The organism is Aureibacter tunicatorum (assembly GCF_036492635.1).
In the GTDB taxonomy this organism is placed as follows: Bacteria; Bacteroidota; Bacteroidia; order Cytophagales; family Cyclobacteriaceae; genus Aureibacter; species Aureibacter tunicatorum.
This window is the reverse complement of the sequence record NZ_AP025305.1, coordinates 3072894-3099507: the sequence shown is the minus strand read 5'-3', so window position 1 is coordinate 3099507 and position 26614 is coordinate 3072894. Positions and strand designations below refer to the sequence as shown.

Sequence of the window (26614 nt, the reverse complement as noted above, 5' to 3'; positions counted from 1 at the left end):
TTATTTTGCGTATACATGAATATGAGTTCGACGTCAAAATGAGGAAGTTATGAAAAACCTAAAACAAACAGCCTTATCAGTTTCGGTCGTAGTTTTGATGGCCATAGCATATATGAATGTTAATGCTGATACAAAAGAAAAGAATTCTCAGCAAATGCTCTATCGTCAAGCTTTAGAGGTTTATGACGAGTACTTTGGTAACGACCCATTATTAGACAACTTTATGGATAAAGATGTCGAAATATATGATCATCAGGGCAATTTGGTATTCAAAGGCAAAGAGGATGATGCGGATGGAGCGATTTATGTGATTTCAGCTGATTTCTTGATGGAAGTTGACGGCGTCGATATATATTATTTATAATTAGCAATTTATAGTTCAGCAATATAGTTAAGTTCAGTTAGTAAAGTTTTTTAGTCGGATAAAGAGTTCATCTTATCCGACTTTTTTATTTCTTATCGTTATCTTTAGGTCTGATTTTTTAAAAAGAAATTTATTATGGGAATTTTAGCTTCTCTGAGCAAGTTGGTTGCAGCTTGGGTAGTGAACAAGCAAAATAAATGGATGGCCAAACCTGTTGAAACTCAAAATAAGGTTTTCCAAGAATTGATTGATAAGGCTCGAAATACAAAATTTGGTCAAGATCATGATTTTGATAAAATTAATAATCATGAGTCATTTAAAAAAAACGTGCCTATACGAGATTATGAGTCTTTGAAGCCTTATGTGGATGCAATTTTAGATGGGAAGTCAGATATTCTTTGGCCTGGTAAACCCTTATATTTAGCGAAGACTTCGGGGACAACATCTGGTTCGAAATATATTCCTATATCAAAAGATTCAATATCCAATCATATTGATTGCGCTCGCAATGCGATGCTCCATTATGTGAATGAGACAGGTAATGCTTCTTTTTTGGACGGCAAGCTGATTTTTCTTTCAGGTTCGCCTACTTTGGAGACGGTTGCAGGAATATTAACAGGTAGATTAAGTGGCATAAGCAATCATCATGTGCCAGATTATTTGAGAAGAAATCAAATGCCTAGCTATGAAACCAATTGCATGGAGGATTGGGAGGCGAAAGTTGATAAAATCGTTGAAGAGACGATAACGGAGGATATGAGATTGATTTCAGGAATTCCTCCGTGGGTGCAAATGTATTTTGATAAGATTTCAGATACATCGGGTCAAAAAGTCAAAGACGTATTTCCAAATTTATCTCTATTTATATATGGCGGTGTTAATTTTGAGCCTTATCGTGAGAAGTTGTTCGGCTCGATAGGAAAGGAGATAGATTCCATAGAACTGTATCCAGCTTCGGAAGGTTTTATTGCGTTTCAAGATAAGCAAAAAGAGTCTGGAATGTTGCTGCAGTTGGATACTGGCATTTTCTACGAATTTATACCAGCGGATGAATATTTTGATGAGAAACCAACCAGGTTGACTATTGGCGAAGTGGAGTTGGACAAGAATTATGCTTTGATTATCAATAGCAATGCAGGCTTATGGGGATATAGCATTGGAGATACAGTGAAGTTTGTATCCAAAGATCCATATAGATTGGTAGTTACTGGGAGAATTAAACATTTTATTTCCGCGTTTGGTGAACATGTGATAGGTGAAGAGGTGGAAAAAGCGATGCGTTCGGCAGTGGACAAGTTTAAAGGAGTAGAGGTGGTTGAGTTTAGCGTAGCTCCTAATGTGAATCCTGATAATGGATTGCCTTTGCATGAATGGTATGTTGAATTTGCTAAAGAACCTGAGAATCTTGATGCATTTGCCAAACATTTGGATTTGCAAATGCAAACATTGAATACATATTATTATGATTTGATTGAAGGCAGTGTTTTAAGGCCGCTTGAGGTAAAATCATTGAAGAAGGGATCTTTTCAAGATTATATGAAGTCAATTGGCAAGTTGGGAGGTCAAAATAAAGTCCCAAGATTGTCAAATGATCGTAAAATAGCAGATCCTATGCAATCCTATGTTATGAATTAATTTATTATTTCAATAATATCTTTATTTTTGCAGACTGCGAATTTTAATTTCCTATTTTAGGGAAGTAAAGAATAAATCGAAATTTCATTTTGGATAAAAATATAAAGAAAAGAATAGCTATTCTTGGTTCAACAGGCTCTATAGGAACACAAACTTTGGAGGTGATTGAACAACAAAAGGATCATTTTTCAGTAGAGGTATTGACTGCCAATTCCAACGCTGAGCTTTTGATTAAACAGGCATTGAAATACAAGCCAAATGTGGTAGTTATTGGTGACGATAACAAATACGACTTGGTATTTGATGCATTGGACCCTCAAGGGATTAAAGTATATAGCGGTGCTAATGCCTTGTCTTCAGTTGTTCAAATGGATAGCGTTGACACGGTTTTGACAGCTCTTGTTGGTTATGCAGGCTTATTGCCTACCATAAAAGCTATAGAGGCTGGTAAAACAATAGCCTTGGCAAACAAGGAAACACTTGTCGTAGCGGGAGATCTGATAACAAGATTAGCTAAGGAAAAAGGCGTTAATATTTTTCCTGTAGACTCTGAGCATTCTGCGATTTTTCAATGTTTGGTAGGAGAATTCCATAATCCAATTGAAAAAATTATTTTGACTGCTTCAGGAGGGCCTTTTAGAGGTAAGAATCGTGAGTTTTTGTCAAGTGTAGCCAAAGAGCAAGCTCTTAAACACCCGAATTGGGAAATGGGAGCGAAGATAACTATTGACTCGGCAAGTTTGATGAACAAAGGCTTGGAGGTGATTGAAGCTAAATGGCTTTTTGACTTAAGCCCAGAACAAATAGATGTGGTGGTTCATCCACAGTCGATTATTCATTCCTTGGTTCAATTCGAAGACTCTTCGATCAAAGCCCAGTTAGGATTGCCTGATATGAGATTGCCTATACAGTTTGCCTTAGGTTATCCAAATAGAATGAAGGCTGACTTTCCAAGATTTTCTTTTTTGGATTACCCCCAGTTGACTTTCGAGAAGCCGGATATGGAGACATTCAAGAATTTAGGTTTGGCTTACGAAGCTTTGAATAAAGGAGGCAATACCGCCTGTGTTTTGAATGCGGCCAATGAGGTGGTTGTGGAGAAGTTTTTGAAAGACCAAATTGGGTTTTTGGAAATGTCTGATGTTATTGAGTCATGCATGAATTCAATATCATTTATAGAGTCTCCAACTTTGGAAGATTATATTCAAACGGATCAAGAAACAAGGTTGGTCGCTGAGGAAAAAGTTAAGCAGATTTTTTAAAAAAGAAGAAATTAAACTATCAATATGGAAATATTAGTAATGGCAGCCCAGATTATTTTGGGACTTTCGATCTTGGTGGGTGTTCATGAAATGGGACATCTATTGGCCGCAAAGGCTTTTGGTATGAGAGTAGAGGAGTTCTCAATAGGTTTTCCTCCAAAGATATTCAGCTTCAAATGGGGAGAAACGGAATATGCCTTGAGCTTAATTCCTTTAGGAGGATTTGTTAAAATCTCGGGTATGATGGATGAGTCTCTTGATAAAGATCAATTAGCAGCTCCTCCAGAGCCTTGGGAATTTAGATCAAAGCCGGCTTGGCAAAGGTTGATCGTTATGTTGGGTGGAATCATAGTGAATGTGATTACTGGTATTCTGATTTTTGTTATGTTGACATGGATGAATGGATCAACATATTATTCTAAAGATGAGGTAAATAAAAAAGGGATAGTAGCACTGCCATTAGGCAAAGAGGTTGGATTTAAGACTGGAGATAAGATTCTTAAAATCAATGGTAAAGACTTTGAGGATTTTAGCGATGTTTATGATCCAGAGGTGTTGATCTCAAATAATAGCTATTATACGGTAGAGAGAGATGGGAAAGTGATTGACCTTAAAATACCTAAAGGCTTTCTGGAGCAATATGCTGAAAAATCTAAAACGGAAGGCTTTGTTACTCCATTGTCGCCATATGATGTTAAAGAAGTTATCAAGGGTTCTGGAGCTTCAAAAGGAGGTCTTGAGAAAGGGGATAAAATATTGTCTGTAAATGGTCATCCGACGACTTATTTTAATCAACTTCAAGCTGTTTTGGCTGACAATAAGGATAAAACAGTAAGTGCTGTGATTGATCGAGGTGGAAAGGAGAAAACATTGAGCATTCCGATTGATAAGGATGGTAAAATGGGCTTTTATCCAAATGATTTGCTTCAAGTTTCTCATAAGGATTTTACTTTTGGCCAGTCTGTAGTCGTGGGTACTGATAGAGCAGTGAAAGTTGTTGTAACTAATGCTAAAGGCTTGTGGAAAATGGTTACAGGAGAGGTTAATCCTGCAAGCTCTCTTTCAGGGCCTATCGCAATTGCTCAAATTTATGGGGGAACATGGAATTGGATTAAATTTTGGAGTATTACTGGATTGTTGTCTATGGTTTTGGCTTTTATGAACTTGTTGCCGATTCCTGCTTTGGATGGCGGACATGTGATGTTCCTTTTATATGAAATGATATCAGGAAGAAAGCCTGGAGATAAATTCATGGAAATCGCTCAGAAAACAGGAATGATTATTCTGTTAAGCTTAATGGCTTTTGTGATTTTAAATGATGTTTGGAAGCTGTTTAAATAGTGCTAAAAGATAAGGTTTTAAAGGCGGAGCAGTTTGTTCCGCCTTTTTTGTTTTATAAAATGAATTAAAAATTTAGTTGCATTTGAAGTCTTAATAAATTGCCGGATTCTTCATTTTCGGGCAATTCTCCATCTTCATATCTTCTGTCAGCAATCACATACATGGCGGTAACTTCCATAGCATCCATTGGTTGCCATTCCAGACCAATTTCCCAATCATCAACAGTGTAGCTTCTAGCATCGAGTTCGAACTTTTTGCCTCCATCGTAAAACTGATACCTTATAAAGGGGAAAAATGAATGCTCTCGATAATCTATTTTTCCCATTGCCATGATATAGCCACCATGAAGGTCTTGCACTTTTATCGTGTTGGTGCTTGGGTCGTATTCAGGACCTCGACCAATATTGTATTCGGCTTGCAGACCAAAAGGCTGAGGGTACCAAATAACCCCTGCCCCAATCCTTGAATCTTCAAATTCAGCGCCATTTGCGTCTATAAGTTCTTCATGACCTTCATTATTGATGATAGTTGTTTTAACTCCTTCGGAAGTATTTGTTACCACATAATTGCCTGAATAAGCTTGTAGTATAAACTCAAAAACCTGCTTATTTGGCAACATAAGGGGGTATGAGGTTCTTGCGACGATATGCATTTCATCGTTTTCATCAGGGGTATTTGCTGTCTGTCCATTAAATACGCCAAGGCCAAAAGCTCCATAATTACCACTGTGTTTTAAGTTGTTTCGCTTAAGGTAATCATACACTTTTCGAAATTTAACAGGAGTGTAGTAAGCGACAGCCATCATGTCTCGTTCGTTTTTCAATGCGCTGTTGAAAGGATCGTTCCTGTCCAAAACGATTCTATGTTGAGAAGACTGCATATTCTCAAATCCGTACGGAACTTTGCTTTGACCAACCCTCAGCCATAATTTTTTTTCATTGTCAGCGTAAAAATCCCCATATGCATCTTTAAGTGAAAATTCGCTTGCGAAATCTCCTTGGACATACATGTATACTTTAGGATGAAGCCATCCGCTTAGTTTTACTCGAATTCTTCGAAATGAAATTCCCTTGTCTTTGCCCCAGTTTTTGTCAGCTTGCTCCACAGCCAAGTCAGGGTTTGTTTCGAACAGTCCATTGTATCTAGCTTGTATGTAACCATTTATTTTTATGATATCATACCACTTTCTGTTTTCGACAATATTTTTTTCAGCTTTTTCATAGCTTTTATTATTAAAAGATTCATCCTTCAAATATTGTCCGTTGACGAAGTTTATTGAAAAAGCATAAACAGCCAACAAGCAGACTGCTTTGGAAAAGCTATTCATTGATTTGTAAAAATTTATCAAGTTGTCAAGTATTTAAGTTGTTTAATTGTATCCATAATTTTTTTGGATAATCATAATCGCAACGAAAGCTTGTGGGATAAATTACTTGGATGGGTTAAAAAATTAGGAAATCGAATTTTTCAAGAAAATATGTTATCTGAATGGAACGACTCGTGGTTTTACTTCTGTAAAATTGTCAAATCTTGGTTCTGGATAAGAATCGAGATCAGCGATGAAGCTTCTTTCATCTTTTGGAATCACAGGATAGTAGGCAAGTTTGATTTCAAAATTGCTGAAAATTAGCTTTTCATTTACAAGTCTTGCGCCAAAACCAAGTCCTAAGTACGCTTCTGGGCTTATTCTCATTGGAAACCTATCAGCTAATACAGCCAAATCCGCGAATGAAAACAAAGCGAACTGGAAACCAGCGTATGTGGATGGAGAAAACAATACTGTTTCATAGTTGACTGTGAGTCTTTGTATACCCGCTCTATTTGATGTTTTAATTCCTCCGAGATTTTGATCTCTATTGATAGTAATACTGGCTTCACCTAGTTGATTGATTCCATAAGTGTAATTTAGATTGAAGAAGTGTCGAATCCCGTATTTTCTCCATTTAATGTATTTGGAAAACAGTCTGTTGTTAAATGAGAAAACCCCATCTTGCATTTGGCCATTATTCCAAAATGTGCCAATGGCGAAAGAATAATATAAATACCCTTTATTGGGTTGATAAAGAGATCTACTGAATAAAAAACCTGTATAAGGTCGATTAAGGTCATACTCTTGAAATTGATAACCGGATGTAAATGTCAATTGGAATCCATAAGGAACATCTTCCGTTCTTCCATAACCATAAATTCTCGTGCCTTTGATAAAGTTGCTTCTCAAGAAGTTGATGCTAAAAAGATAGATTCTGGAATCATGAAAATAATATAATGAGTCTGCTGAAACGCCTTCAGGACGTGTATGGTAAGTTCTGTATTTGGTTCGGGCTGAGATCATTAATTGAGTAGGGTTTTTTAAGCTGGATTGAATAATTCCAAATGAATGTCCATACCAAAAGTCAGTTTCTAAATAATCGTAAGTCAAGTCATCGTAAGTCGTATCTTTTTCGTAAAAGTAAAAGTCATTGACTCTAGTTTGATGTTCGAATTTCGCCTGTCCGACATTAGAAATTTCATTGACAATAAAAGGCCTTTCTATATTGCTAATAATGCCTTTTCTATCCCATCGATTATTGTAAGTTACTCTTCCATCGATAAATGTCCCTAATATGTTATTTACATAGTAGTCTCCCTCATAACCCCACATTTGATCACGCTCTTCATCATAAAAAGCTGTGTTTTTGAATTGGTGGCCTAGTCCTGCTAGGTTTTTTTCATTTAATGATACTCTAAACCGTGTTCGGCCATTGACACTACCCCCTGGAAGAATCGACCAGTTGTCTTGGGTTATTACGAGTATGTTGACTTCATTCGGACAATCCTTGACAGGCTCAATATATATCCTTGCATCGTGTATGAATGGCAGTTGTCTCAAAAGCCTTTCATTGTTTGAGAGTTTTACGGCATTTACGTAATCACCAGGTTTGAATAGTAAGTTCTGTTTGATCGTAAAGGACTTGGTCGTGACATGAAGACTATTGACAGTTTTTTCAAACCATGATAAAGGGGTGTATGTAGTGTCTGTGACGCTTCCACCATAAATATTGAGAGTTTTGATTCTAATATTGTTTATGATAAGATCTTCATAAGGAGCAAAAGGTTTTTCACTTTCTATGGATATGACTGAGTCAAGCTTCATTTTTCCACTGGGGTTTTGGCCTGATTTGAATATCAGATCATATAGTGTTTTTGTGAATAAATTCCGTTGGGATTTACGGTATAGGGAATCGTAGAACTGTTCGCTTTTTAAGTCTCTAAGAATTTTCTTGTTTGTTCTTCGCATGTCATTTACCTCTTGAGGAGGCTTGACTAAAGGGTTGATTCTAATAGAATCATTTATGAATCCCGGAATAGAATCAACTCTTTGAGGCGGGTGCTCTTGTCCCCAACTAAGGGAGGAAGAGAATACCCAGCACATTGTCAATATGAATGCTCTGAAGTTCAATTAATAAGTATATAAAAAATCGAATTTTGCATAAGTTTAATTAGAATCAAATGCAAAATTCGTTCTGACATTAAAGAAAAGAAACCGAATTATTCATGGTTTTGTCTGTAGTTAAAGTTTTAGGGGCTATAAGTTAATCAAAAAGCGTTTTGTCTTTGAATAGTTTGAATGTTTTGCGGTGCCAGTCAGTTATCCCGAATTTTTCAATACCTTCTCTATGTTGTTTGGTTGGGTAGCCTGCATTCTTTTCCCAGCCATATCCTGAGTGTTCAACGGCTAAATTCTCCATTAGCTCATCTCTGTATGTTTTGGCTAAAATAGAAGCCGCTGCGATAGATAGAAATTTAGAATCGCCTTTTACGATGCATTTATAGGGGATTTCATTATGAGGCTTGTATCTGTTGCCGTCAATTAAAAGCAATTCCGGTATTTTGTCCAATTTGTCAATGCTTCTTTGCATGGCAAGGTAAGACGCGTTTAGTATGTTGATTTGGTCAATCTCTTCAACCGTTGATTCGGCAATAGCCCATGCGATGGCGTCTTTTTTAATTTCTTCAGCGAGCTGGGCTCGTTTTTTAGGACTGATTTTTTTTGAGTCATTGAGTATTTCGTGCGTATAATCTTTAGGTAGTATTACCGCGGCGGCTACTACCGGGCCAGCTAGACAGCCTCTTCCTACTTCATCACAACCGGCCTCTATTTTATTTTCTGAAAAAAATGATTTCAACATCTTGCAAATCTAGTTCAGAAAAGAGACTTTTAAAAACTAAAACATGATTGAGTGGTGTTTTACCATTTAAAGAATAGAAACTTTTAATTAATATATGATGCCCAAAAGTCAAAAAGCAGCTTTGCTGGCTGGAGCTACAGGTTTGGTAGGTGAACATTTGCTGAAATTGATCATCGATGACAATGCTTACGATAAAGTAATCGTGCTTTCAAGAAAGCCTTTAGAAATATCTGATGATAAATTAGAAGTTGTCATGATTGATTTTGATTCGCTTGCTCAAGTCGAGTTGAGTTCTAATATTGATGAGGTGTTTTGTTGTTTGGGGACTACAATTAAGAAGGCCAAGACTAGAGACTTATTTGAAAAAGTGGATTATGAATATTGTTTGGAATTGGCGAAGTTAGGGTTGAAGTACAAAGCAGGTAGCTTTCAATTGATTTCAGCTATGGGAGCTGATGAGAAGTCTTCATTTTATTATAATAAGATCAAAGGCAAAGTGGAGAAAGCAATTTCAGAGTTAGGTTATGATAAGTATTCTATAATTCGTCCATCATTGTTGATGGGACAGAGGTCAGAGGAAAGGGTAGGAGAGGATTCTGCTAAATTTGCGATGAAAGCAATTGGCTGGTTGTTAATAGGGAAATTAAAAAAGTACAGAGGCATAGAAGGGGAGGTTGTCGCCAAGGCAATGCATAAAATAGCTTCGGAAGGAAGTATGGGAGAGTCGGTATATGAATCAGATATTTTAATGGAGAAAGGAGAAGAAAAATGATTGCAGTAATTCAAAGAGTTTCGGAAGCAAGTGTGAAGATCGATGGAGAAGTAAAGGGAGAGATAGGCAGAGGTTTGATGATTCTATTGGGAATTGAAGATGCCGATGCTTATGAGGATATTCAGTGGCTGGCAAAGAAAATCGTCAATATGAGAATATTTCCTGATGAAAATGAGGTAATGAATAAGAGCTTGTTGGATCATGAAAGAGAGATCTTGTTAATAAGCCAGTTTACTTTGCATGCGAGTACAAAAAAAGGCAATCGCCCTTCTTATATCAAAGCTGCAAAGCCTGATGTTGCTATCCCGTTATATGAAAAGACCATAGCTGAGCTTGAAGGTTTGCTGGGTAGGAAATTGGCAACTGGCGAGTTTGGGGCGGATATGAAAGTCGGCTTAGTGAATGATGGACCTGTGACGATAATAGTTGATACCAAAGACCGTAAATAAATGCGATCAAATACCAATGTGTTGGCATGATCGTTATTTTTATGGTGTACAAAAATTTAATTTGAATGAAGATTATCAGGAAGATATATACCTTTTATGGACTAATTGTTTTTTTAGGGATTATGCTGATGATTTTTCCTTTTTTTTGGCTTTACATCAGGTTTAAATCATTGGAAAGATATGCTTATGAGTTGTATCAATTTTGGGGTACTTCTTTGTTTTGGTTGATAGGCATGCCCATTAATAAAGTTTATAAAGGAAAGCTTCAGAAAGATAAACAGTATTTGTTTGTCCCAAATCACTCGTCCTATTTGGATATACCCGCTGTGGGTGGTGGGCCTTTTGCGATGTTGTTTTTAGGGAAAATAGAGCTAGTGAAAATCCCCGTGTTTGGATACATCTATAAGAAGTTGAATATAATAGTTGATAGAAAAAATCCTAGAAGTAGAAAAAAGGCTATGGACGATTGTCGAGAGTCGCTTGACAGAGGGTATAACTTGGCTATATTTCCAGAAGGAACGATTTCAAAGCAATCGCCTGAATTGTTGCCGTTTAAAGATGGAGCGTTTTTGCTTGCAATTGAAAAGGGTATTCCCATTGTTCCGGTGACTTTGCCATATAATTGGAAGATACTTCCTGGACACCATGGTGATTTTACTTTGCGTTGGCATAAGAATATGGTTGTCTATCATGAGCCAATTCATACGAATGATTTGACTTTGAAAGACATTGAAAAATTAAAGATTCAAGTTCATAATGTGATTCAAGAAGAAATGTATGCTCGAAACAATATGGCTTTCCATGTTGAACCTGAAAGTAAGAAGTAATAGTTGTAAATAGGAGCCAGTTTAAATTTAAAGCTGGCTCCTTTTAAAGTATCTATGCTTCTGTGTATTGCAGTACATCTTCAGCGATAATTTTTTGATCAGACATAATAACAAGTCGTTCAACGACATTTCGCAATTCCCTGACATTTCCTGTCCAAGGATTGTTCTTAAGTTCTTCTATAGCTTCCAGAGATAGCTCTTTTTTGGCTTGCCCGTATTCATTCGCAATGTCTTGCAAAAATTTGTCTGCTAGCAATGGAATATCGTCAAGCCTCTCTCTTAATGGCGGAACTTTTACAAGAATTACGCTAAGTCTATGATAGAGATCTTCTCTGAAATTGCCTTTTTCAATTTCCTCTTTTAGGTTTTTATTGGTTGCCGCCAAGACTCTTACATTAACCTTTATTTCTTTTTCTCCTCCAACACGGGTTATTTTGTTTTCCTGAAGAGCTCTAAGGACTTTAGCTTGGGCTGATAAGCTCATATCTCCGATTTCATCTAAGAACAATGTGCCTCCATCGGCAACTTCGAATTTGCCTTTGCGCTGCTTGATCGCTGAAGTGAAGGATCCTTTTTCATGACCAAAAAGCTCGCTTTCTATAAGTTCTGCCGGAATAGCCGCGCAGTTTACTTCTACTATAGGTTTGCTGTTTCTATTGCTGGCAGAGTGGATTCCTCTGGCTACAAGTTCTTTCCCGGATCCATTAGGACCTGTGATTAAGACTCTAGCTTCTGTTGGTCCCACTTTTTGAATAGTTTCTTTTAGCTTTTGTATAGCTTGCGATTCGCCTACGATTGTTTTGGTTTGCACCTTTACAATCTTCTTTTTCAATTCTTTGGTTTCCTCTACCAATTCGTTTTTTTCAAGCGCATTTCTTAGAGTGATGAGCAATCTGTTCAAGTCAGGAGGCTTGGGAAGAAAATTAAAAGCTCCCATTTTAGTGGCTTCAACAGCAAGCTCAATAGTGCCATGCGCGCTGATCATGATGAATGGAGTTTGGATATCAAGTTTTTTTGCCTTTTCAAGCACTTCTACACCAGTAAGTTTAGGCATTTTGATATCGCACAGTACAGCGTCGTATTTATGCGTAATCAGCTTTTCGATAGCTTGCTCGCCATCTTCAGCTTCCTCAACAGTGTACTTTTCGTATTCAAGAATTTCTTTAAGGGTTGAACGGATGCTTCGTTCGTCGTCGACGAGTAGAATTTTAGGCATAATAGTAATGTCTTGATGAAAAAATCCTGCAATTCGTCGGAGTCATTTGAAGAAGAAAAAAATTTGCAAGCCTATAAGCCGGGTTCTGTACTCATAATGAGTTCTTATCATTTATCTGGATCATTTGTCGCCAAATGACTCAATCAGCCTACCCTCCAGTATCGGGCGAGCAACCCTCAAGCACTGGTATATTTGGCCTTTCAACTCGTAAGGTTTACCCTGCCTTGACAGTCGCCTGCCAAGCGGTGAGCTCTTACCTCGCCTTTTCACCCTTACCTCAATGAGGCGGTTTGTTTTCTGTGGCACTTTCTGTCACATGCTAGGCATATGCCTTCCCGTTAGGAAGTACGATGCTCTGTGTTGCCCGGACTTTCCTCACTTGGTCAAGCCAAGAGCGATAAGACAACTTGCAAATCACGCAAAACTACGACTTATTCTTCTTCAAGAAAACTTTCCGATGAATTTGTAATCATTTTCTTGTTTTGGTTTAAATACGTATTGAAAATATGAAAATGTTCGAATAATAGCTATTTGCTACTTACTTGTTTAAGTTCGATTTATGTAAGGATTGTAACCAATCTGAATGTAAAACTTTTTAAAATTTCTTAAAAAAAATATAATATACATTCAGATTGGCTCTTTTTTGCTTTCAAATGACAAAGAGAATGATCATGCCTAGCTAGTAAGTGCAAAGTTGAAAAAAATGACTCGATGTAATTTTTTCTAAAAAGTTCTTTATTTTAATTTTACTTTAGTTGCGCCATAACCAAATTTATTCTTCATTGCGTCTTCGAAATATTTGATATCTTCAGCCTTGCTTAAGCTTTTTTGAATATTGTCTCTAAGTGTTCCGTTTCCAAGACCATGAATGAATGTGATTTCATCCATGTTTGTAGCGATTGCATCGTGCAGTTTATTTTCAAAGGTTTCAAGTTGCAATTTTAGTTTTTGGGAATTTGACATTTTGCCATGATCGTCGGTTAGCTTTTCGATATGCAAGTCAATTACTGTAGATGGCTTTTCTATTATTGCGGTAGGTTCTGTTTTTGATTCTTTTGATGGTTCGGTTTCCATCATGTTGCTTTTTAGCACTTCCGGCTTTATTTCTCTTATGTCCGCGTCAAGTTGTATGATATGTCCTGGCTGGCCCAATATTGGCGCTGTGCCTTTGCTTTTGTGAAAAGTGGAAGCTTTAAACTTGATGGTTTTTTCAAAAAAAGAGGTATGAGGGAAAAAGTCATTGGAATGCATCATGTATCTAACAAATAATGGAGTCCATTTTTCGAACTTGTTAAAGTTGAGTTCTTTTATTTTCGTCTTGCTACGAGCCTCAAGCTTTCCGGAAACTATGCCTTTATTGGCTTGGTTGATTTTTTCGCAGAAAGAAAAGAGAAGAGAGTAATCAGTATTATTGATGAAGTATACGGATAAAATATCGTTTCCATTATCAATATAAGCTATGAAGATGCCCTTTTCTGCTTTAATCTGAGGTAATGGCTTGTTTTTGGTGTTTGACGAGCTTGAGTTTTCTTCGGGTTCGTCAAAGTATTTGTCTTCTTCTTTAGTGATTAAGACAACTTCATTTTTCATCGCAGGTATATGGAAGCCATCTTCGATTTCAACTTCAATGATATTTCCTTTTATTTTAGAAATTATGCCTTCGTCATTGCTATGCAAAAGTCTTACTTTATCTCCAATATTCATTTGTGATACTATTTTATTTAATTTGAGTCTGATTTTATCTGAAATGTGGAAAATATACTTGTAATTAGTACAACTGACCTAATTTTAGATTTTTTTTTACTCAAAAGTTTATTAATGGTATTTTTTTTGTTTAATTTCGTGTATAGGTTAATGTTGGGTTAAAGCAAGATCGGATTTTCATTATGAAAATTTCTGGTCTTGCTTCTTTTTTATCACCTCATATACTTTATGCGAAGGCAATCCCATTACATTATAATATGAACCATTGATTCTTTCAATGCCTATCATTCCGATCCATTCCTGTATTCCATATGCTCCAGCTTTGTCGTAAGGTTTGTATTTGTCAATATAATGGTCAATCTCACTATCGTTTAAACTTCGAAATATAACTTCGGTGGTATCGTCGAAAGTTATCGTTTCGTCATTTGTCTTTATGCAAACACCTGTTATGACTAGGTTGGTGTTGTTGGACAAGCTTTTAAGCATTTGTTTTGCCTCGTTTTTGTCTTTGGGTTTGCCAAGCACTTTGTTGTCGCAGATGACAATTGTATCCGATGTGATCAGGATTTTGTTTTCTAGATTCCCTTTAAAAGCCAATGCTTTTTTTTCAGCCAAATATTTCGCAACTTCTTTTGCTGGCATGTCTGAAGGGAAGCTTTCATCGGCATTTAAACTTATAGTGCTGAATTCAAATCCCGATTTTTCTAATATTTCTTTACGTCTTGGTGATTGAGACGCTAGTATTATTTCTAATGTTTTCATTGTTTGTTAGGCGCTAAGTTCTCTTAAGTCTACAGGTATTACTCTGGATATGCCTTGTTCCAACATGGTCACGCCATACATAATTTCAGTGCTAGCCATAGTACGCTTGTTGTGGGTTACTATGATGAACTGTGACTGGTTGGAAAACTCTTTAATAATATTGTTGAATTTGTCGATGTTGGCATCGTCCAAAGGAGCGTCAACTTCATCAAAAATACAAAAGGGGGCTGGCTTTTGTAAATAGATTGCAAATAGCAAGGAAATCGCCGTCAATGTCTTTTCTCCACCAGATAATTGATTGATAGTTAATGGGCGTTTTCCTTTAGGCTTGGCGATAATCTCTATTTTTGACTCTAATGGATGATTAGGATCTGTCAGTGTAAGGTCGCAATCATCTTCAGCCGTGAACAGAGTTCTGAATACTTTGATGAAGCTGTCTTTGATATTGTGAAATGCGGATGTGAACGCTGTTTGAGCAACTTCGTTTATTTCTTCGATAGTTTTTAACAGCGTTTCTTTGGCGTCAATCAAGTCTTGCCTCTCATTGTTGATAAACAAATGTCGCTCTTTGATTTCTTCAAAAGCTTCCAAAGCCATTGGATTAATATTGTTCATTTTGTCAATTTGAGACTTGATGTTCGAGTTTAAGTGTTCCAAGTCTTTAATCGCCAAAGTGTAAAATTCGCTGTTTTCAAGCTCTGAATCAGTCGTGTTTTGTATTTGCTGTGCGTCAATGCCAAGTTCTATTTGTAATCGATCTATGACAGATTGCATTTGCAAGTTGAATTGATTCAATTCCTCGCGAAGCTCTCCTAGGATGTGGTTGTTGATATCCCTTTTCTTTTGAATGCTTTTAAGTTCATTATCGGTTTTTTCCAGCTCGTTACGAGAATTGAAATATTCTTTTTCAGATTCTTTTACTCCATTTTCTATTTCTTCTTGCTCTAACTTCAATTGATTGATTTGTTCATAATCGGTCTCTTGTATGTCGTTAAGGGCAAGCATGTCTTGTTCCAGTTCTTCTTGTTTGTCGTTTATTTCCTTTAGCTGGCTCTTGATTTTTGATTCTTGATTTGTAAGAAATGATTCTTTTTGATGCAAAGATTCTGTTTGACTTTCTGCTTGGATGAAAGTGATATTAGCTTCGGAATACTCTTTTTCTATTACAGAAAGACTGTCATTCTCAATTGAAAGATCTTCTTCTAGGAATTGAAGATTGTATTCATGTTTTTTAATTTGTGTTGAGAGTAGCTCGATTTTCGGGGGCAGGAGATCGAACTTTTCTGTTAGTTCAATAATTTCATCCTGTAGATCTTGTTCATGTATTTGAATGCTTTGAAACGATTCTTCAATTTGTCCTTCCTTGGCTTTATGCAGTTGAATTTCTTTATTAAGAAGGTCTAATTCTCTTTCTTTTGAGTTTATAAGCTCTACTAATGATCTTCTGTCAAGTTCTTCTAGCTTTTCTAGGCAGTTTTTAAGTTGAGTAGTTATGCTTGACATCTCCTTTTCAAGATTCTTAAGCTCATTAGTCATGCTTTCCAGCTTCGCTTTTCTGCCAATCTTGGAGCTTTGATTTGTTGAAGTTTCGCTTCCGCCTCGAAATATATATCCATATTGGAAGCCACCATTTATTTTTTGAAAACTATCTTCATTTGTCGTCTGAAAAGAGGATAATATCCTTTGCAGAATCGGAAGATGCTTTTCCCTGATTTTAATTTTTTGGCTACTGATATCAAGATTATTGTTTTTGATATCTTTCAATGAGTCCACGGATATAAAAGTTGCTTTGCCAATTCCTTCTTTATTTAGCAAATTGATTGCAGTACGAGCTGTAACATGGCTATCAACTACTAGAAAATTGAGATATGGTTGAAGCAGCTCTTCCAGCCATGCTTCATTGTCGGAATCTGCTTGAATGAGATCTCCAATAAGATGCACTTTGCCTTCCAATTCAGGATGTTCATATATGAATTTTACAGAATCCGGATAATCTTCCAGTTTTTCAAATAATTCTTTTTGAAGATTAAATTCATTTTCTTTTACAGCGAAATTCTTTTCTAATTGAATTTTTAAATCTTGTAGTCTTTCCTTGTCTATTGTAGCGTTGGCTTTTTCCTCATTGATTGCTTTTTGCCTAACAAACATCTTGTTTAATAATTCAGTGTCTTCTTGAACTTTATGTTTTAATTCCTTGAGAGTATCTGAATAATGAGTTTTTTCATTTGCAATTGTTTGAAAACGCTCGGACATGCTTTCAGCTTCCAGTCTTTTTTGTTGTTTTTTGATTTCCAGAATATCTTTTTCTTTGACTAAATCAAAATATTGTTTTTCTAGACTGTTTAGAAGTTCTTTTTGAGAATCAAATTTTATCTTCTTCTCATTGATGAGCTCTTTGAGTTTGCCTAGTTTGGACTTTTTTTCTTCGAGGGAGATAGAATGTTCAGCATTTATTTTTTGAAGACTTTCCAATTGCATTGCAATTGATTGCTTTTCAATTTTAAATTCTTCTTTTTCAGTTTCTGTTTTTTCTTTTTGAATGTGTAGTTGATCTAACTGTTGTTTGATGGAGGATTGCCTTTCAAGCTTTATTTTTTGATTGTTTTCAAGCTCATATATTTTGCCTGTATGAGTATTTAATGTTCGTTGTCTGAAGTTTAAATTCTTTTCCTTGATAAGAATATCTGTTTTCATCTGCTCAAGGCTCGCATTGCATTGAGCTGCTTTTTTGGCTAGTTGAACTTGGAGATTTTCTTCTTCCGATAGTTTATTGGTCAGAGTAATTGTTTTCGACTCGAATTCTTTGAGTTTTTTTTGGCCGAGAATTAAGCTGGTGGATTTGTATTGTTTTTTAAGGTCAAAATATTTTTTTGCTTGCTTGGCCTGACGCTCGAGCGATTTCATATTCTTTTCTATTTCAAAAAGTATATCGTCTATGCGTTCAATGTCTTTGTCTGTTCCTTCAAGTTTTTTTATAGTTTCCTTTTTTCGGATTTTAAACTTGGAGATGCCTGCGGCCTCTTCGAACAAGCCTCGTCTCGAATTCTCTTTATCATTGAGGAGTTCATCTATCATTTTAAGTTCTATGATGGCATAGCTATTAGAGTTTATTCCAGTGTCAAGGAATAAATTCGTCACATCTTTTAGTCGACATTTGACTCCGTTTAGTTCGTACTCGCTGTCTCCAGTGCGATAATATCTTCGTGTGATTGTTATGTTGTTGTACTCGGTCGGCAGTATTGATTTGTTGTTGATGAAAGTCAAGGAGACTTCTGCCATTTGAGCCGCTTTTCTGTTTTTTGTGCCGTTAAAAATTATGTTCTCCATTTTCTCCGACCTAAGGGCTTTGGTTTTCTGCTCACCCAGAACCCAGCGAATGGCGTCGATAACATTGGATTTGCCGCAGCCATTGGGTCCGACAATACCTGTGATGCCTTCATTGAAATTGATGACAGTTTTATCAGCAAAGCTCTTAAAGCCTTTGATCTCTAATTTGGTCAGAAGCATAGTTAAAAAAGCTAGTCGTGTTAGTTAATAATCTATAAAGATAATTTTTAATGTCGTTAAGTCCTTTTATTTTTAGGAAAATGATGTTTTGCATATACCAGTATTAGATAAATTTTTATTTTGAATATAAGTATTGACTTATGGATGATTTACAATTGATTTTTTATGTGATAGTAGGAGCAATAGCTTTGATCTCAAGAATCTTGAAGCATAAAGGGCCTAAAGAGGAAAAAGAAAAGGTTGAGGAGTTGAAAGATGAAAAGCCTGAGGATATGGAAAAGTTGTTGGAGGACTTGTTGGGGATGCCTATGGACGAAAAGAAAGAAGAACCTCAGCTTGTGGCGGAGGTTTCCAATGAATTTCAAACAGATACGGATAATTTTTTTATAAAAGATCGAGAGGTTTTGGAAAAAAATGTTGAACTTAGTGATTCAGAATATGAAAATTCTTCTGGCTTGAGGCAACTTAATGATCGAAAGGCCGTTATTGAACGCAGTAAGACATCAAATTCTTACGCTCGAGCATTCAAGTCGAAAAGCAAACTAAAGGAAGCTTTTGTTATGCAAGAGGTTCTGAAAAGAAAATTTTAGGCGTGCGAGAAGAGTTAAAGGTTTATTAGGTTCATGAAGCAATCCTCCGGGTTGCTTTTTTTTATTTGTACTCATGAACATTACATCTATAGCATCTGTTATTGTGTTGGTACTTAATAGAATGTTATGATTATGAAAAAAGGCTTACTATTGATTCTTGCGATTGTTCTCGGGTATGCTCAATGCATGGCTCAAGATTCTGAAGCCGAGTCCAATTGGTATATATCTGCTCAATATTCAATGTCATTCCCTGTGGGAGAATTTCATGATATTTACAAAGATCCTGATTTCAAAGGATTCTGGCTGGAAGGAGGATATCTTTTTGATGACTTTGTCTCAGTTGGATTGACAGCGGCTTTTCATCAGTTTTCAAAAGGCAATCTTGAGGTTAGAGAGACAAGTATCGTTGTTGATGATTTCAATACGCTTTTGATTCCCATTTTGGTGAAAGGAAATATTCAGCAAGTTTTTGGAAAGTTCAAGCCTTATTTAGGCATTGGAGGGGGAGGAGCTTTTAGTAAAGCGAGCAAGGATGTGTTAAGTTATGGAGTGTCGGAATCGACGCGGTTTACTTTTGCTTTTATGGGAGAGCTGGGACTTAATTTTCAATTGGTTGACGGAGTTGATTTGAATGTGGCTGGAAAGTATGAGTATTATGATGTGAAAGTAATCGAAAATAGATTGAATTACTTTTCCGCCAATATTGGCATCAGAGCGAAATTATAATCCAAGTATAAAAAAAACAGGCTGAAGATTTCTTCAGCCTGTTTTCGGTTTTTATTGTTTAGTTTTGTTGTTGCTTAATCAAATTCAAGGCAGATCCAGCCTTGTACCACTCGATTTGATTTTCATTGTATGTGTGGTTGACAGTGATATTATGTTTTGATCCGTCTTTATGAATGATTTCAATATTCAAGGATTTGTTTGGTGCGAAATCGCTTAAATTCGTGAAATTGAATGTGTCATTTTCTTGAATCAAATCATAGTCTTCAGGATTGTCGAAAGTCAATGCAAGCATTCCTTGCTTCTTCAGGTTTGTTTCGTGTATCCTAGCGAACGATTTTACCAATACAGCTTTTACACCTAAGTGCCTTGGCTCCATGGCAGCATGCTCTCTTGATGAACCTTCTCCATAGTTTTGATCGCCAACGATAATGGTAGGAATGCTTTCAGCCTTGTAAGCTCTTGCCGCATCAGGAACTGGAATGTATTCCCCTGTTATCTGGTTCTTTATGCTGTTAGTCGCATCATTGAACGCATTTACTGCGCCGATCAACAAATTGTTGGAGATGTTGTCAAGGTGTCCTCTGTATTTCAACCATGGTCCTGCCATAGAAATATGATCTGTCGTACACTTGCCTTTGGCTTTGATTAGGAGTCTTGCGCCATTTATGTTCTGGCCATCCCAAGGATTGAACGCTTCAAGGATTTGCAACCTTTCAGAATCAGGCTTTACGATAACTTCTATGTCCTCGCCGTTTTTCGCAGGTTCTTGGTATCCATTGTCTTTAACTTCAAAACCTTTAGCTGGCAATTCATCGCCAACTGGAGCTTCAAGTTTTACTTGCTCGCCATCTTTATTTGTGATCGTGTCCTTAAGCGGGTTGAATGTCAAGTCGCCAGTGATAGCAATCGCTGCTACCATTTCCGGAGAAGCTACAAAGGCATGTGTGTTTGGATTTCCATCGGCTCTTTTGGCGAAGTTTCTATTGAATGAATGAACTATTGAGTTCTTTTCTTCCTTTTCAGCGCCTGCTCTTGCCCATTGTCCGATGCAAGGACCGCAAGCATTGGTGAAGATTTTAGCATTAAGATCTTCAAATGTTTTTAATAGTCCATCTCTTTCTGCAGTATATCGAACTTGCTCAGAACCAGGATTTATACCGAATTCAGCTTTAGTTACTAATCCTTTGTCTACAGCTTGTTGCGCGATAGAAGCGGCTCTTGATAAGTCTTCATAAGACGAATTTGTGCATGAACCAATCAATCCCCATTCAACTGTTTGTGGCCATCCATTCTTTTCTGCTTCTTCCTTCATTTTAGAAATAGGAGTTGCTCTATCAGGAGTAAATGGGCCATTCAAGTGAGGCTCAAGATCATCAAGGTTGATTTCGATAACTTGATCAAAATATTTTTCAGGATTAGCGTATACTTCAGCATCGCCTGTCAAGTAGTCTTTTACTTCGTCAGCAAGATTTGCTACATCTTCTCTACCTGTAGCGTCAAGGTAGCGTTTCATTGACTCGTCGTAACCGAAAGTTGATGTAGTCGCTCCAATTTCAGCTCCCATGTTGCAGATTGTTCCTTTGCCTGTGCATGATAGCGATTGAGCTCCTTCTCCAAAGTATTCTACGATACAGCCTGTTCCTCCTTTTACGGTAAGAATGCCCGCTACTTTTAATATAATGTCTTTTGGCGCTGCCCAGCCGTTTAGCTTTCCTGTTAACTTAACACCAATAAGCTTAGGGAATTTAAGTTCCCAAGGCATTCCCGCCATTACATCTACAGCGTCAGCTCCACCAACACCTATCGCTACCATTCCTAGTCCGCCAGCGTTAACAGTGTGAGAGTCTGTGCCTATCATCATGCCGCCAGGAAAAGCATAGTTTTCTAGCACTACTTGATGGATTATTCCGGCGCCGGGCTTCCAAAAACCAATCCCGTATTTGTTCGAAACAGAACCAAGGAAATCAAATACTTCGCTGGAAGTGTGCTTGGCTACGTCTAGATCTTTTTCAGCGCCTACTTTGGCTTGGATAAGGTGGTCGCAGTGCACTGTTGACGGCACGGCAGCTCTTTTCTTTCCTGCTTGCATAAATTGCAATAGAGCCATTTGAGCAGTAGCGTCTTGCATCGCCACTCTGTCAGGTGCGAAATCTACATAATCTTCGCCTCTCTTAAAATTGGATATTGCTAATGGGTCATATAAGTGAGAATATAGGATTTTCTCTGCTAAGGTGAGTGGTGTGTTTGTTTGTTTTTTGGCCGCGTCTACTCGTTCTTTTATGTTTGAGTAGACATTTTTGATCATTTCAATGTCAAAGGTCATGTTTTTATTTAATAAATTTTTGGTATGTAATAAATTTAAAAAAATAATATGATTTCACTAAATATAGCGAAATAATGTCAATAACATATGCATATCAATTATTGTACTAAGGGTTTTTAGTTAGACGAATAATTTGAAAGGATAGTTGTGGCGATATTTTTTATGATAGAGTGCAAATTAAAATCATTAGAAAATGAAATTTTTTACTTCGAATTGTTCATTAAATTGCATTTTTCCTTCCAGTGACATAGCGGAAACATGATAATTGTCTGTTAATGACATGATCACGATAGTTGAAAAATGGATTTAGGTTAGATATGTATGATTTGTAGTAAGAATTAATAATTTATATTTTTTCTAAATAAGCTTTAAGGTTCTGCTTTTGTTTCTTAACTGCTTCTTTTTTAGTCTGTTAGGTGTCTCTTTGCGCTCTCTGATTATTGTCATGTCTTAAAAATAGAAAAACTTATATTATGAAATGAAATGACAGGATGTTAGATTTGTTTGACCTAATAATAATTACTCAATAAACTCAATGCTTAAAAAACTAAGTATGATGTCTTTTAGAAAAATGATTGCTCGAAGCTCGCTAGCGGTTACATTAATTTGTGCTCTGACGCTAGTGACGGGTGTTTTCGCATCCGCGAAGGCTGAATCGAGCATACCGACTGACGACGCAAAGATCAGTGCGGGTAAGTCACTTTTCGAGAACAACTGTACAGTATGTCACGCTGTTCACGAACAAGTGGTTGGTCCTGCCCTGAAGGATGTGACAGAGCGCAGGTCTGTAGCATGGCTGCAGGCATTTATCGGCAATTCGCAGAAAGTTATCAAGTCTGGTGACAAAACCGCTGTGAAATTGTACGAAGAATTTGGCAAAACAGAGATGCCTTCTTTTGATTTTTCAGAAGAGGAAATCCTATCTGTTCTTGCTTACGTGAAACAAGAGTCAACTGTTACACCTACTCCTGGAGGTGAAGATGTAGTAGTAGATGGACTACCTGTCCCTCAACAACCGACTACATCATCGGAGTACGTTCAAGTGATTCTTTTAATCAATGTTGCTATTCTAGTTTTGATCTTGGTGGTTCTTGCTTTGATCATCAACGTGCTTACAAAGTACTTGAATGGCAAGGAAGGATTGTCTGAGGAAGATCGCGAGATTGTAAATCAGAAGTTTAGCCTTAAGTCGCTATTCACTAGCAAGCCTGCTATTTTCTTCGCTACGTTGATTTTCGTAGCTGTAGTTGGTAAGACAGTGATCGATGGCTTATTCCTAATAGGTGTGCAACAAGGCTATGCGCCAACACAACCTATTGCATTCTCTCACAAAATTCACGCTGGACAGTACGAGATCGATTGTAACTACTGCCACACAGGTGTGACGAAGAGTAAAAATGCAAACATCCCTTCTGCTAACATTTGTATGAACTGCCACAGCCAAGTGAAAACTGATTCGAAAGAGATTCAGAAGATTTATGCTGCGGTGGAGAATAACAAGCCTATTGAATGGGTGCGTATTCATAATTTGCCTGACTTGGCTTATTTCAATCACTCGCAACACGTAAAGGTTGGTGGTGTTGAATGCCAAACATGTCACGGTCCTATCGAGGAGATGGCAGTTGTAAGACAGCATTCTAACTTGACTATGGGATGGTGTATTAACTGTCACAGAGAAACTAAGGTGAATGCTGAAGGCAATGCTTACTATGATAAGTTGTTGGAAGCTCATGGTTCAAGCAAGTCGATGACAGTGAGCGATATCGGAGGACTTGAATGTTCGAAGTGTCACTACTAATTCAATTGTTTAATTAAGAATTTCATTGATCTGATATATAGATATGAAAGATAATCAGAAAAAATATTGGAAAGGTCTGGAAGAGCTGTCGAATGACACTGACTTTGTCAAAAATGCGGAGAATGAATTTCCAGAGTATTTGCCTATCAATGAGAATAAGCAGAACGGTGAAGCCGAAGGTGGCGCATCGAGACGTGATTTCTTGAAGTTGATGGGATTCGGTATTTCTGCTGCTACATTGGCTGCTTGTGAAGCTCCTGTTAGAAAGGCTATTCCTTATTTGAATAAGCCGGTAGAGGTAGATCCAGGTGTGCCTAATTTCTATGCTACTACATATATGAATGGCGGTGATTACTGCTCGGTAGTAGTGAAGACTAGAGAAGGTAGACCAATTAAGATAGAGGGTAACTCGCAGTCGCCGATTTCCAAAGGTGGTGGTTCTGCTCAGTCTGAAGCTTCTGTATTGTCATTGTATGATGAGCAAAGATACAAGAAGCCATTGGCAGGCGGAAAGTCGACAACTTGGGAAAAGCTTGACGCTGATGTGATCAAAGAGCTGGATGCTATCGCAGCAAATGGCGGTCAAATCACAATAGTAAGCAAGACTGTATTGAGCCCTAGCGCTAACAAAGCGATTGCTAAATTCACTGAAAAGTATCCTACTACTTCTCATGTAGTGTATGATCCGATTTCATTGAATGCTTTGCCGATTGCGAATGAGAGATCATTCGGAAGCGCTATCATTCCTTCATATGACTTCTCTAAAGCGGATGTTATAGCTAGTTTTGACGCTGATTTTATGAATAACTGGGTTTCTCCGGTAGAGTTCACTCATCAGTACGCTAAAACTAGAAGAATATACGATAATGGAGGCAAAATGTCTCGTCATTATCATTTTGAGGCGAATATGTCGTTGACTGGATCTAATGCGGATTACAGATCTCCGATCAAAGCTTCTCAAATAGGTGACGCTGTTGCTCAGTTGTATAATTACTTGGCTAAAGCTGCTAATTTGCCTGCAGTGCCTGCGTCTAAAAATAAAATTCCTAACCTTGCCAAGTGTGCGAATGACCTATGGAATGCAAAAGGTCGCTCATTAGTAGTTTCAGGTGTTAATGATCCAAATGTTCAAGTGTTGGTTAATGCAATCAATAATATTTTGGAGAACTATGGTAAGACGATTGATCTTAACAGACCTGTAAATTACCGTCAAGGTGATGATAAAGCTTTCGCTCAGTTTGTGAAGGATTTGAATGGCGGTAAAGTTCAAGGTGTTATTTTCTTCGATTGTAACCCTGTTTATGATACTGCTCAAGGAGCTTCTATCGCTGGTGGAATTAAGAAAGCTAAATTAAGCGTGTCTACTACAGATAGAAAAGACGAAACGTCTGTGTTGTCTAAGTATGTAGCAATCAATAGACATTATTTGGAGCAATGGAATGACGCTGAGCCTGCTCAAGGTTCATATTCATTGGTTCAACCGACAATAACTCCAATTTTTGATTCAAGACAGGCTGAAGAGTCGTTCTTGGTTTGGGCTGGAGATAAAAATGCCAACTACTATGAATTCTTAAGATCAGAGTGGAAGGCGAATCAATTCGCTAAGCAAACAGCTGAGCTTGATTTCGATAGATTCTGGGATTCGTCGCTTTACTCAGGTGTGTTTGTGACGGAAGTAGAGCCTGTTGAGTATGTATTCAATGCTGATGTGGCTTCAGCTGGATCTGCGGTTAGCAAAAACGCTAAAGGTTCTGGTTTTGAATTGGTGATTTATTCTAAATTCGCTATCGCTGATGGCGCTCAAGCTAACAACCCTTGGTTGCAAGAGCTTCCTGACGCAATCACGAAAGTAACATGGGATAACTACATTACTGTTTCTCAAGCAGATGCTAAAGAGCTAGGTTTTGCGATCAAGGAGGAAAACACATCTACAGCTAATGTTACAATTAATGGTAAATCAATCAAGGTTCCTGTAATTATTCAGCCGGGTCAGGCTAAAGGGACTATTGGTTTAGCTGTTGGATACGGTAGAACTCAAGGTGGTTTGGTAGCAGATGGTGTGGGTATTAACGCATTCCCTTACATTGCGACGCTTGACGGTCTTCAAAACAGGTATATAACAAAAGGTGTGAGTGTTGCGAATGCGAATGAAACATTCAAAATCGCTAGAACTCAAACACACCAAACTGTAATGGGAAGAACAAATGTGGTTCAAGAAGCTACATTTGGAGAATATAAGAAAAACCCTGCCGCTGGTAGAGAAACTATCCATGTCACAGGTATGGAAGGAGAAATGAAAGCTTCTTCTGTAAGTATCTGGAAAGGACATAAATATGAGAATCACCATTGGGGTCTTGCTATTGACTTGAATGCTTGTAATGGTTGCGGTTCTTGTATCGTTTCTTGTAATGCTGAAAATAATATTCCAGTAGTAGGTAAGCAAGAGGTAATCAACAGAAGAGAAATGCACTGGTTGCGTATCGATAGATACTACAGCAGTGACGCTGAAGCTGGTGATTATGCTGCATTGGAGATTGCTTCAAGAAATCCTGAAGTGACTTACATGCCTATGATGTGTCAGCAATGTAACAACGCTCCTTGTGAGACTGTTTGTCCTGTTGCCGCTACGACACATAGTACTGAAGGTCTTAACCAAATGACTTACAACAGATGTATCGGTACTCGTTACTGCGCTAACAACTGCCCGTACAAAGTTCGTAGATTCAACTGGTTCAAGTACTTTGAAAACAACGATCAGTTCGCCAAAAACACTTCAATGAATAACAACCTAGGTAAGATGGTTCTTAACCCGGATGTAACTGTTCGTTCAAGAGGTGTTATGGAGAAATGTTCTTTCTGTGTACAGCGTATTCAAGCTGGTAAGCTAGCAGCTAAGAAAGAAGGAAGAGAAGTTCAGGATAGCGATGTTTCTGTTGCTTGTGCTGCTTCATGTACTTCTGGAGCTTTGGTATTTGGAGATATGAACAACTCTGAATCTAAAATCTCTAAGTTGCTTAAGATCACGAAGAATGATAAAGGTCAAGTACAAACAGGTGAGCCTAGAGCTTATGCTGCGCTTGAGGAGATCAATGTTTCTCCAAATGTGTACTACATGACTAAGATCAGAAACAAAGATAAAAAGACTAAAGCTTAATTAGATTTAAAAATA

The 26614-nt window shown here is 37.4% G+C and carries 19 protein-coding genes and 1 other RNA gene; 11 read left to right on the top strand and 9 right to left on the bottom strand.

The window, feature by feature from the left end; genetic code table 11:
- The first annotated feature begins 49 nt into the window (after positions 1-49).
- From AABK36_RS13120 to rseP, 4 genes are all read left to right on the top strand, one after another.
- On the top strand, positions 50-364 hold the full coding sequence (locus AABK36_RS13120) for a hypothetical protein (protein WP_309938468.1): 315 nt from the start codon (positions 50-52) through the stop codon (positions 362-364).
- A 135-nt stretch (positions 365-499) separates the two neighbouring features.
- Positions 500-1999: a GH3 auxin-responsive promoter family protein gene (locus tag AABK36_RS13115; protein WP_309938469.1), complete on the top strand. Its 1500-nt coding sequence runs from the start codon at positions 500-502 to the stop codon at positions 1997-1999.
- Between the two features lie 89 nt (positions 2000-2088).
- On the top strand, positions 2089-3261 hold the full coding sequence (locus tag AABK36_RS13110; RefSeq protein ID WP_309938470.1) for a 1-deoxy-D-xylulose-5-phosphate reductoisomerase: 1173 nt from the start codon (positions 2089-2091) through the stop codon (positions 3259-3261).
- Positions 3262-3285: 24 nt separating this feature from the next.
- Entirely contained in the window at positions 3286-4602 is a 1317-nt protein-coding gene (gene rseP / locus AABK36_RS13105) for an RIP metalloprotease RseP (RefSeq protein WP_309938471.1), read from the top strand.
- A 64-nt stretch (positions 4603-4666) separates the two neighbouring features.
- On the opposite strand, the gene AABK36_RS13100 is transcribed toward rseP, so the two are convergent.
- From AABK36_RS13100 to AABK36_RS13090, 3 genes are all read right to left on the bottom strand, one after another.
- Positions 4667-5929 (bottom strand): porin, encoded by a 1263-nt coding sequence (locus AABK36_RS13100; RefSeq protein ID WP_309938472.1) that lies wholly within the window; start codon positions 5927-5929, stop codon positions 4667-4669.
- 153 nt (positions 5930-6082) lie between these two features.
- Complete coding sequence (locus AABK36_RS13095; RefSeq protein ID WP_309938473.1) at positions 6083-8041, bottom strand: hypothetical protein; 1959 nt, start codon at positions 8039-8041, stop codon at positions 6083-6085.
- 133 nt (positions 8042-8174) lie between these two features.
- A complete protein-coding gene (locus AABK36_RS13090) occupies positions 8175-8771 on the bottom strand; it encodes a ribonuclease HII (RefSeq protein ID WP_309938474.1) in 597 nt (198 codons plus the stop codon).
- A 94-nt stretch (positions 8772-8865) separates the two neighbouring features.
- Here AABK36_RS13090 and AABK36_RS13085 point away from each other — a divergent pair, with 94 nt between their 5' ends.
- From AABK36_RS13085 to AABK36_RS13075, 3 genes are all read left to right on the top strand, one after another.
- Entirely contained in the window at positions 8866-9543 is a 678-nt protein-coding gene (locus AABK36_RS13085) for an NAD(P)H-binding protein (RefSeq protein ID WP_309938475.1), read from the top strand.
- On the top strand, positions 9540-9992 hold the full coding sequence (gene dtd, locus AABK36_RS13080) for a D-aminoacyl-tRNA deacylase (protein ID WP_309938476.1): 453 nt from the start codon (positions 9540-9542) through the stop codon (positions 9990-9992). The genes AABK36_RS13085 and dtd overlap by 4 nt, the downstream gene beginning before the upstream one ends.
- Before the next feature lie 65 nt (positions 9993-10057).
- Positions 10058-10819 carry a lysophospholipid acyltransferase family protein gene (locus AABK36_RS13075; protein ID WP_309938477.1) on the top strand — a complete coding sequence of 254 codons (762 nt, stop codon included), beginning with the start codon at positions 10058-10060 and terminating at the stop codon, positions 10817-10819.
- A 52-nt stretch (positions 10820-10871) separates the two neighbouring features.
- Here AABK36_RS13075 and AABK36_RS13070 read toward each other — a convergent pair whose 3' ends face one another.
- The 5 genes from AABK36_RS13070 to smc form a co-directional block, all read right to left on the bottom strand.
- Entirely contained in the window at positions 10872-12035 is a 1164-nt protein-coding gene (locus AABK36_RS13070; RefSeq protein ID WP_309938478.1) for a sigma-54-dependent transcriptional regulator, read from the bottom strand.
- A gap of 58 nt (positions 12036-12093) precedes the next feature.
- An RNA gene (gene rnpB / locus AABK36_RS13065) (RNase P RNA component class A) lies at positions 12094-12449 on the bottom strand.
- A 321-nt stretch (positions 12450-12770) separates the two neighbouring features.
- Entirely contained in the window at positions 12771-13739 is a 969-nt protein-coding gene (locus AABK36_RS13060) for a Smr/MutS family protein (protein WP_309938479.1), read from the bottom strand.
- 180 nt (positions 13740-13919) lie between these two features.
- Positions 13920-14501, bottom strand: a complete 582-nt coding sequence (locus AABK36_RS13055) for a Maf family nucleotide pyrophosphatase (protein ID WP_309938480.1) — start codon at positions 14499-14501, stop codon at positions 13920-13922.
- A 6-nt stretch (positions 14502-14507) separates the two neighbouring features.
- Positions 14508-18008: a chromosome segregation protein SMC gene (gene smc / locus AABK36_RS13050; protein ID WP_309938481.1), complete on the bottom strand. Its 3501-nt coding sequence runs from the start codon at positions 18006-18008 to the stop codon at positions 14508-14510.
- A gap of 140 nt (positions 18009-18148) precedes the next feature.
- Between smc and AABK36_RS13045 the strand changes: the two genes are divergently transcribed.
- Both AABK36_RS13045 and AABK36_RS13040 read left to right on the top strand, forming a co-directional pair.
- Positions 18149-18598 carry a hypothetical protein gene (locus AABK36_RS13045; RefSeq protein WP_309938482.1) on the top strand — a complete coding sequence of 150 codons (450 nt, stop codon included), beginning with the start codon at positions 18149-18151 and terminating at the stop codon, positions 18596-18598.
- Between the two features lie 132 nt (positions 18599-18730).
- Positions 18731-19324 carry an outer membrane beta-barrel protein gene (locus AABK36_RS13040; RefSeq protein ID WP_309938483.1) on the top strand — a complete coding sequence of 198 codons (594 nt, stop codon included), beginning with the start codon at positions 18731-18733 and terminating at the stop codon, positions 19322-19324.
- A gap of 58 nt (positions 19325-19382) precedes the next feature.
- Here the strand turns inward: AABK36_RS13040 and AABK36_RS13035 are convergent, their stop codons facing one another.
- Positions 19383-21647 carry an aconitate hydratase gene (locus AABK36_RS13035; RefSeq protein ID WP_309938484.1) on the bottom strand — a complete coding sequence of 755 codons (2265 nt, stop codon included), beginning with the start codon at positions 21645-21647 and terminating at the stop codon, positions 19383-19385.
- 535 nt (positions 21648-22182) lie between these two features.
- On the opposite strand from AABK36_RS13035, the gene AABK36_RS13030 reads away from it, so the two are divergent.
- Both AABK36_RS13030 and AABK36_RS13025 read left to right on the top strand, forming a co-directional pair.
- The gene (locus tag AABK36_RS13030; RefSeq protein WP_309938485.1) at positions 22183-23445 is read left to right on the top strand and encodes a cytochrome c3 family protein; all 1263 of its coding nucleotides are present in this window, start codon (positions 22183-22185) and stop codon (positions 23443-23445) included.
- A gap of 43 nt (positions 23446-23488) precedes the next feature.
- Entirely contained in the window at positions 23489-26599 is a 3111-nt protein-coding gene (locus AABK36_RS13025; RefSeq protein WP_309938486.1) for a TAT-variant-translocated molybdopterin oxidoreductase, read from the top strand.
- Positions 26600-26614: the final 15 nt, after the last annotated feature.

What these genes read in the sequence shown, in the direction of transcription:
- AABK36_RS13045 (WP_309938482.1), top strand. Translation starts at nt 18,149, where the DNA reads ATGGATGATTTACAATTGATTTTTTATGTGATAGTAGGAGCAATAGCT.
- AABK36_RS13115 (WP_309938469.1), top strand. Translation starts at nt 500, where the DNA reads ATGGGAATTTTAGCTTCTCTGAGCAAGTTGGTTGCAGCTTGGGTAGTG.
- AABK36_RS13085 (WP_309938475.1), top strand. Translation starts at nt 8,866, where the DNA reads ATGATGCCCAAAAGTCAAAAAGCAGCTTTGCTGGCTGGAGCTACAGGT.
- AABK36_RS13070 (WP_309938478.1), bottom strand. Translation starts at nt 12,035, where the DNA reads ATGCCTAAAATTCTACTCGTCGACGACGAACGAAGCATCCGTTCAACC.
- AABK36_RS13090 (WP_309938474.1), bottom strand. Translation starts at nt 8,771, where the DNA reads ATGTTGAAATCATTTTTTTCAGAAAATAAAATAGAGGCCGGTTGTGAT.
- AABK36_RS13025 (WP_309938486.1), top strand. Translation starts at nt 23,489, where the DNA reads ATGAAAGATAATCAGAAAAAATATTGGAAAGGTCTGGAAGAGCTGTCG.
- AABK36_RS13120 (WP_309938468.1), top strand. Translation starts at nt 50, where the DNA reads ATGAAAAACCTAAAACAAACAGCCTTATCAGTTTCGGTCGTAGTTTTG.
- AABK36_RS13075 (WP_309938477.1), top strand. Translation starts at nt 10,058, where the DNA reads ATGAAGATTATCAGGAAGATATATACCTTTTATGGACTAATTGTTTTT.
- dtd (WP_309938476.1), top strand. Translation starts at nt 9,540, where the DNA reads ATGATTGCAGTAATTCAAAGAGTTTCGGAAGCAAGTGTGAAGATCGAT.
- AABK36_RS13040 (WP_309938483.1), top strand. Translation starts at nt 18,731, where the DNA reads ATGAAAAAAGGCTTACTATTGATTCTTGCGATTGTTCTCGGGTATGCT.
- AABK36_RS13030 (WP_309938485.1), top strand. Translation starts at nt 22,183, where the DNA reads ATGCTTAAAAAACTAAGTATGATGTCTTTTAGAAAAATGATTGCTCGA.
- rseP (WP_309938471.1), top strand. Translation starts at nt 3,286, where the DNA reads ATGGAAATATTAGTAATGGCAGCCCAGATTATTTTGGGACTTTCGATC.
- AABK36_RS13055 (WP_309938480.1), bottom strand. Translation starts at nt 14,501, where the DNA reads ATGAAAACATTAGAAATAATACTAGCGTCTCAATCACCAAGACGTAAA.
- AABK36_RS13060 (WP_309938479.1), bottom strand. Translation starts at nt 13,739, where the DNA reads ATGAATATTGGAGATAAAGTAAGACTTTTGCATAGCAATGACGAAGGC.
- smc (WP_309938481.1), bottom strand. Translation starts at nt 18,008, where the DNA reads ATGCTTCTGACCAAATTAGAGATCAAAGGCTTTAAGAGCTTTGCTGAT.
- AABK36_RS13035 (WP_309938484.1), bottom strand. Translation starts at nt 21,647, where the DNA reads ATGACCTTTGACATTGAAATGATCAAAAATGTCTACTCAAACATAAAA.
- AABK36_RS13100 (WP_309938472.1), bottom strand. Translation starts at nt 5,929, where the DNA reads ATGAATAGCTTTTCCAAAGCAGTCTGCTTGTTGGCTGTTTATGCTTTT.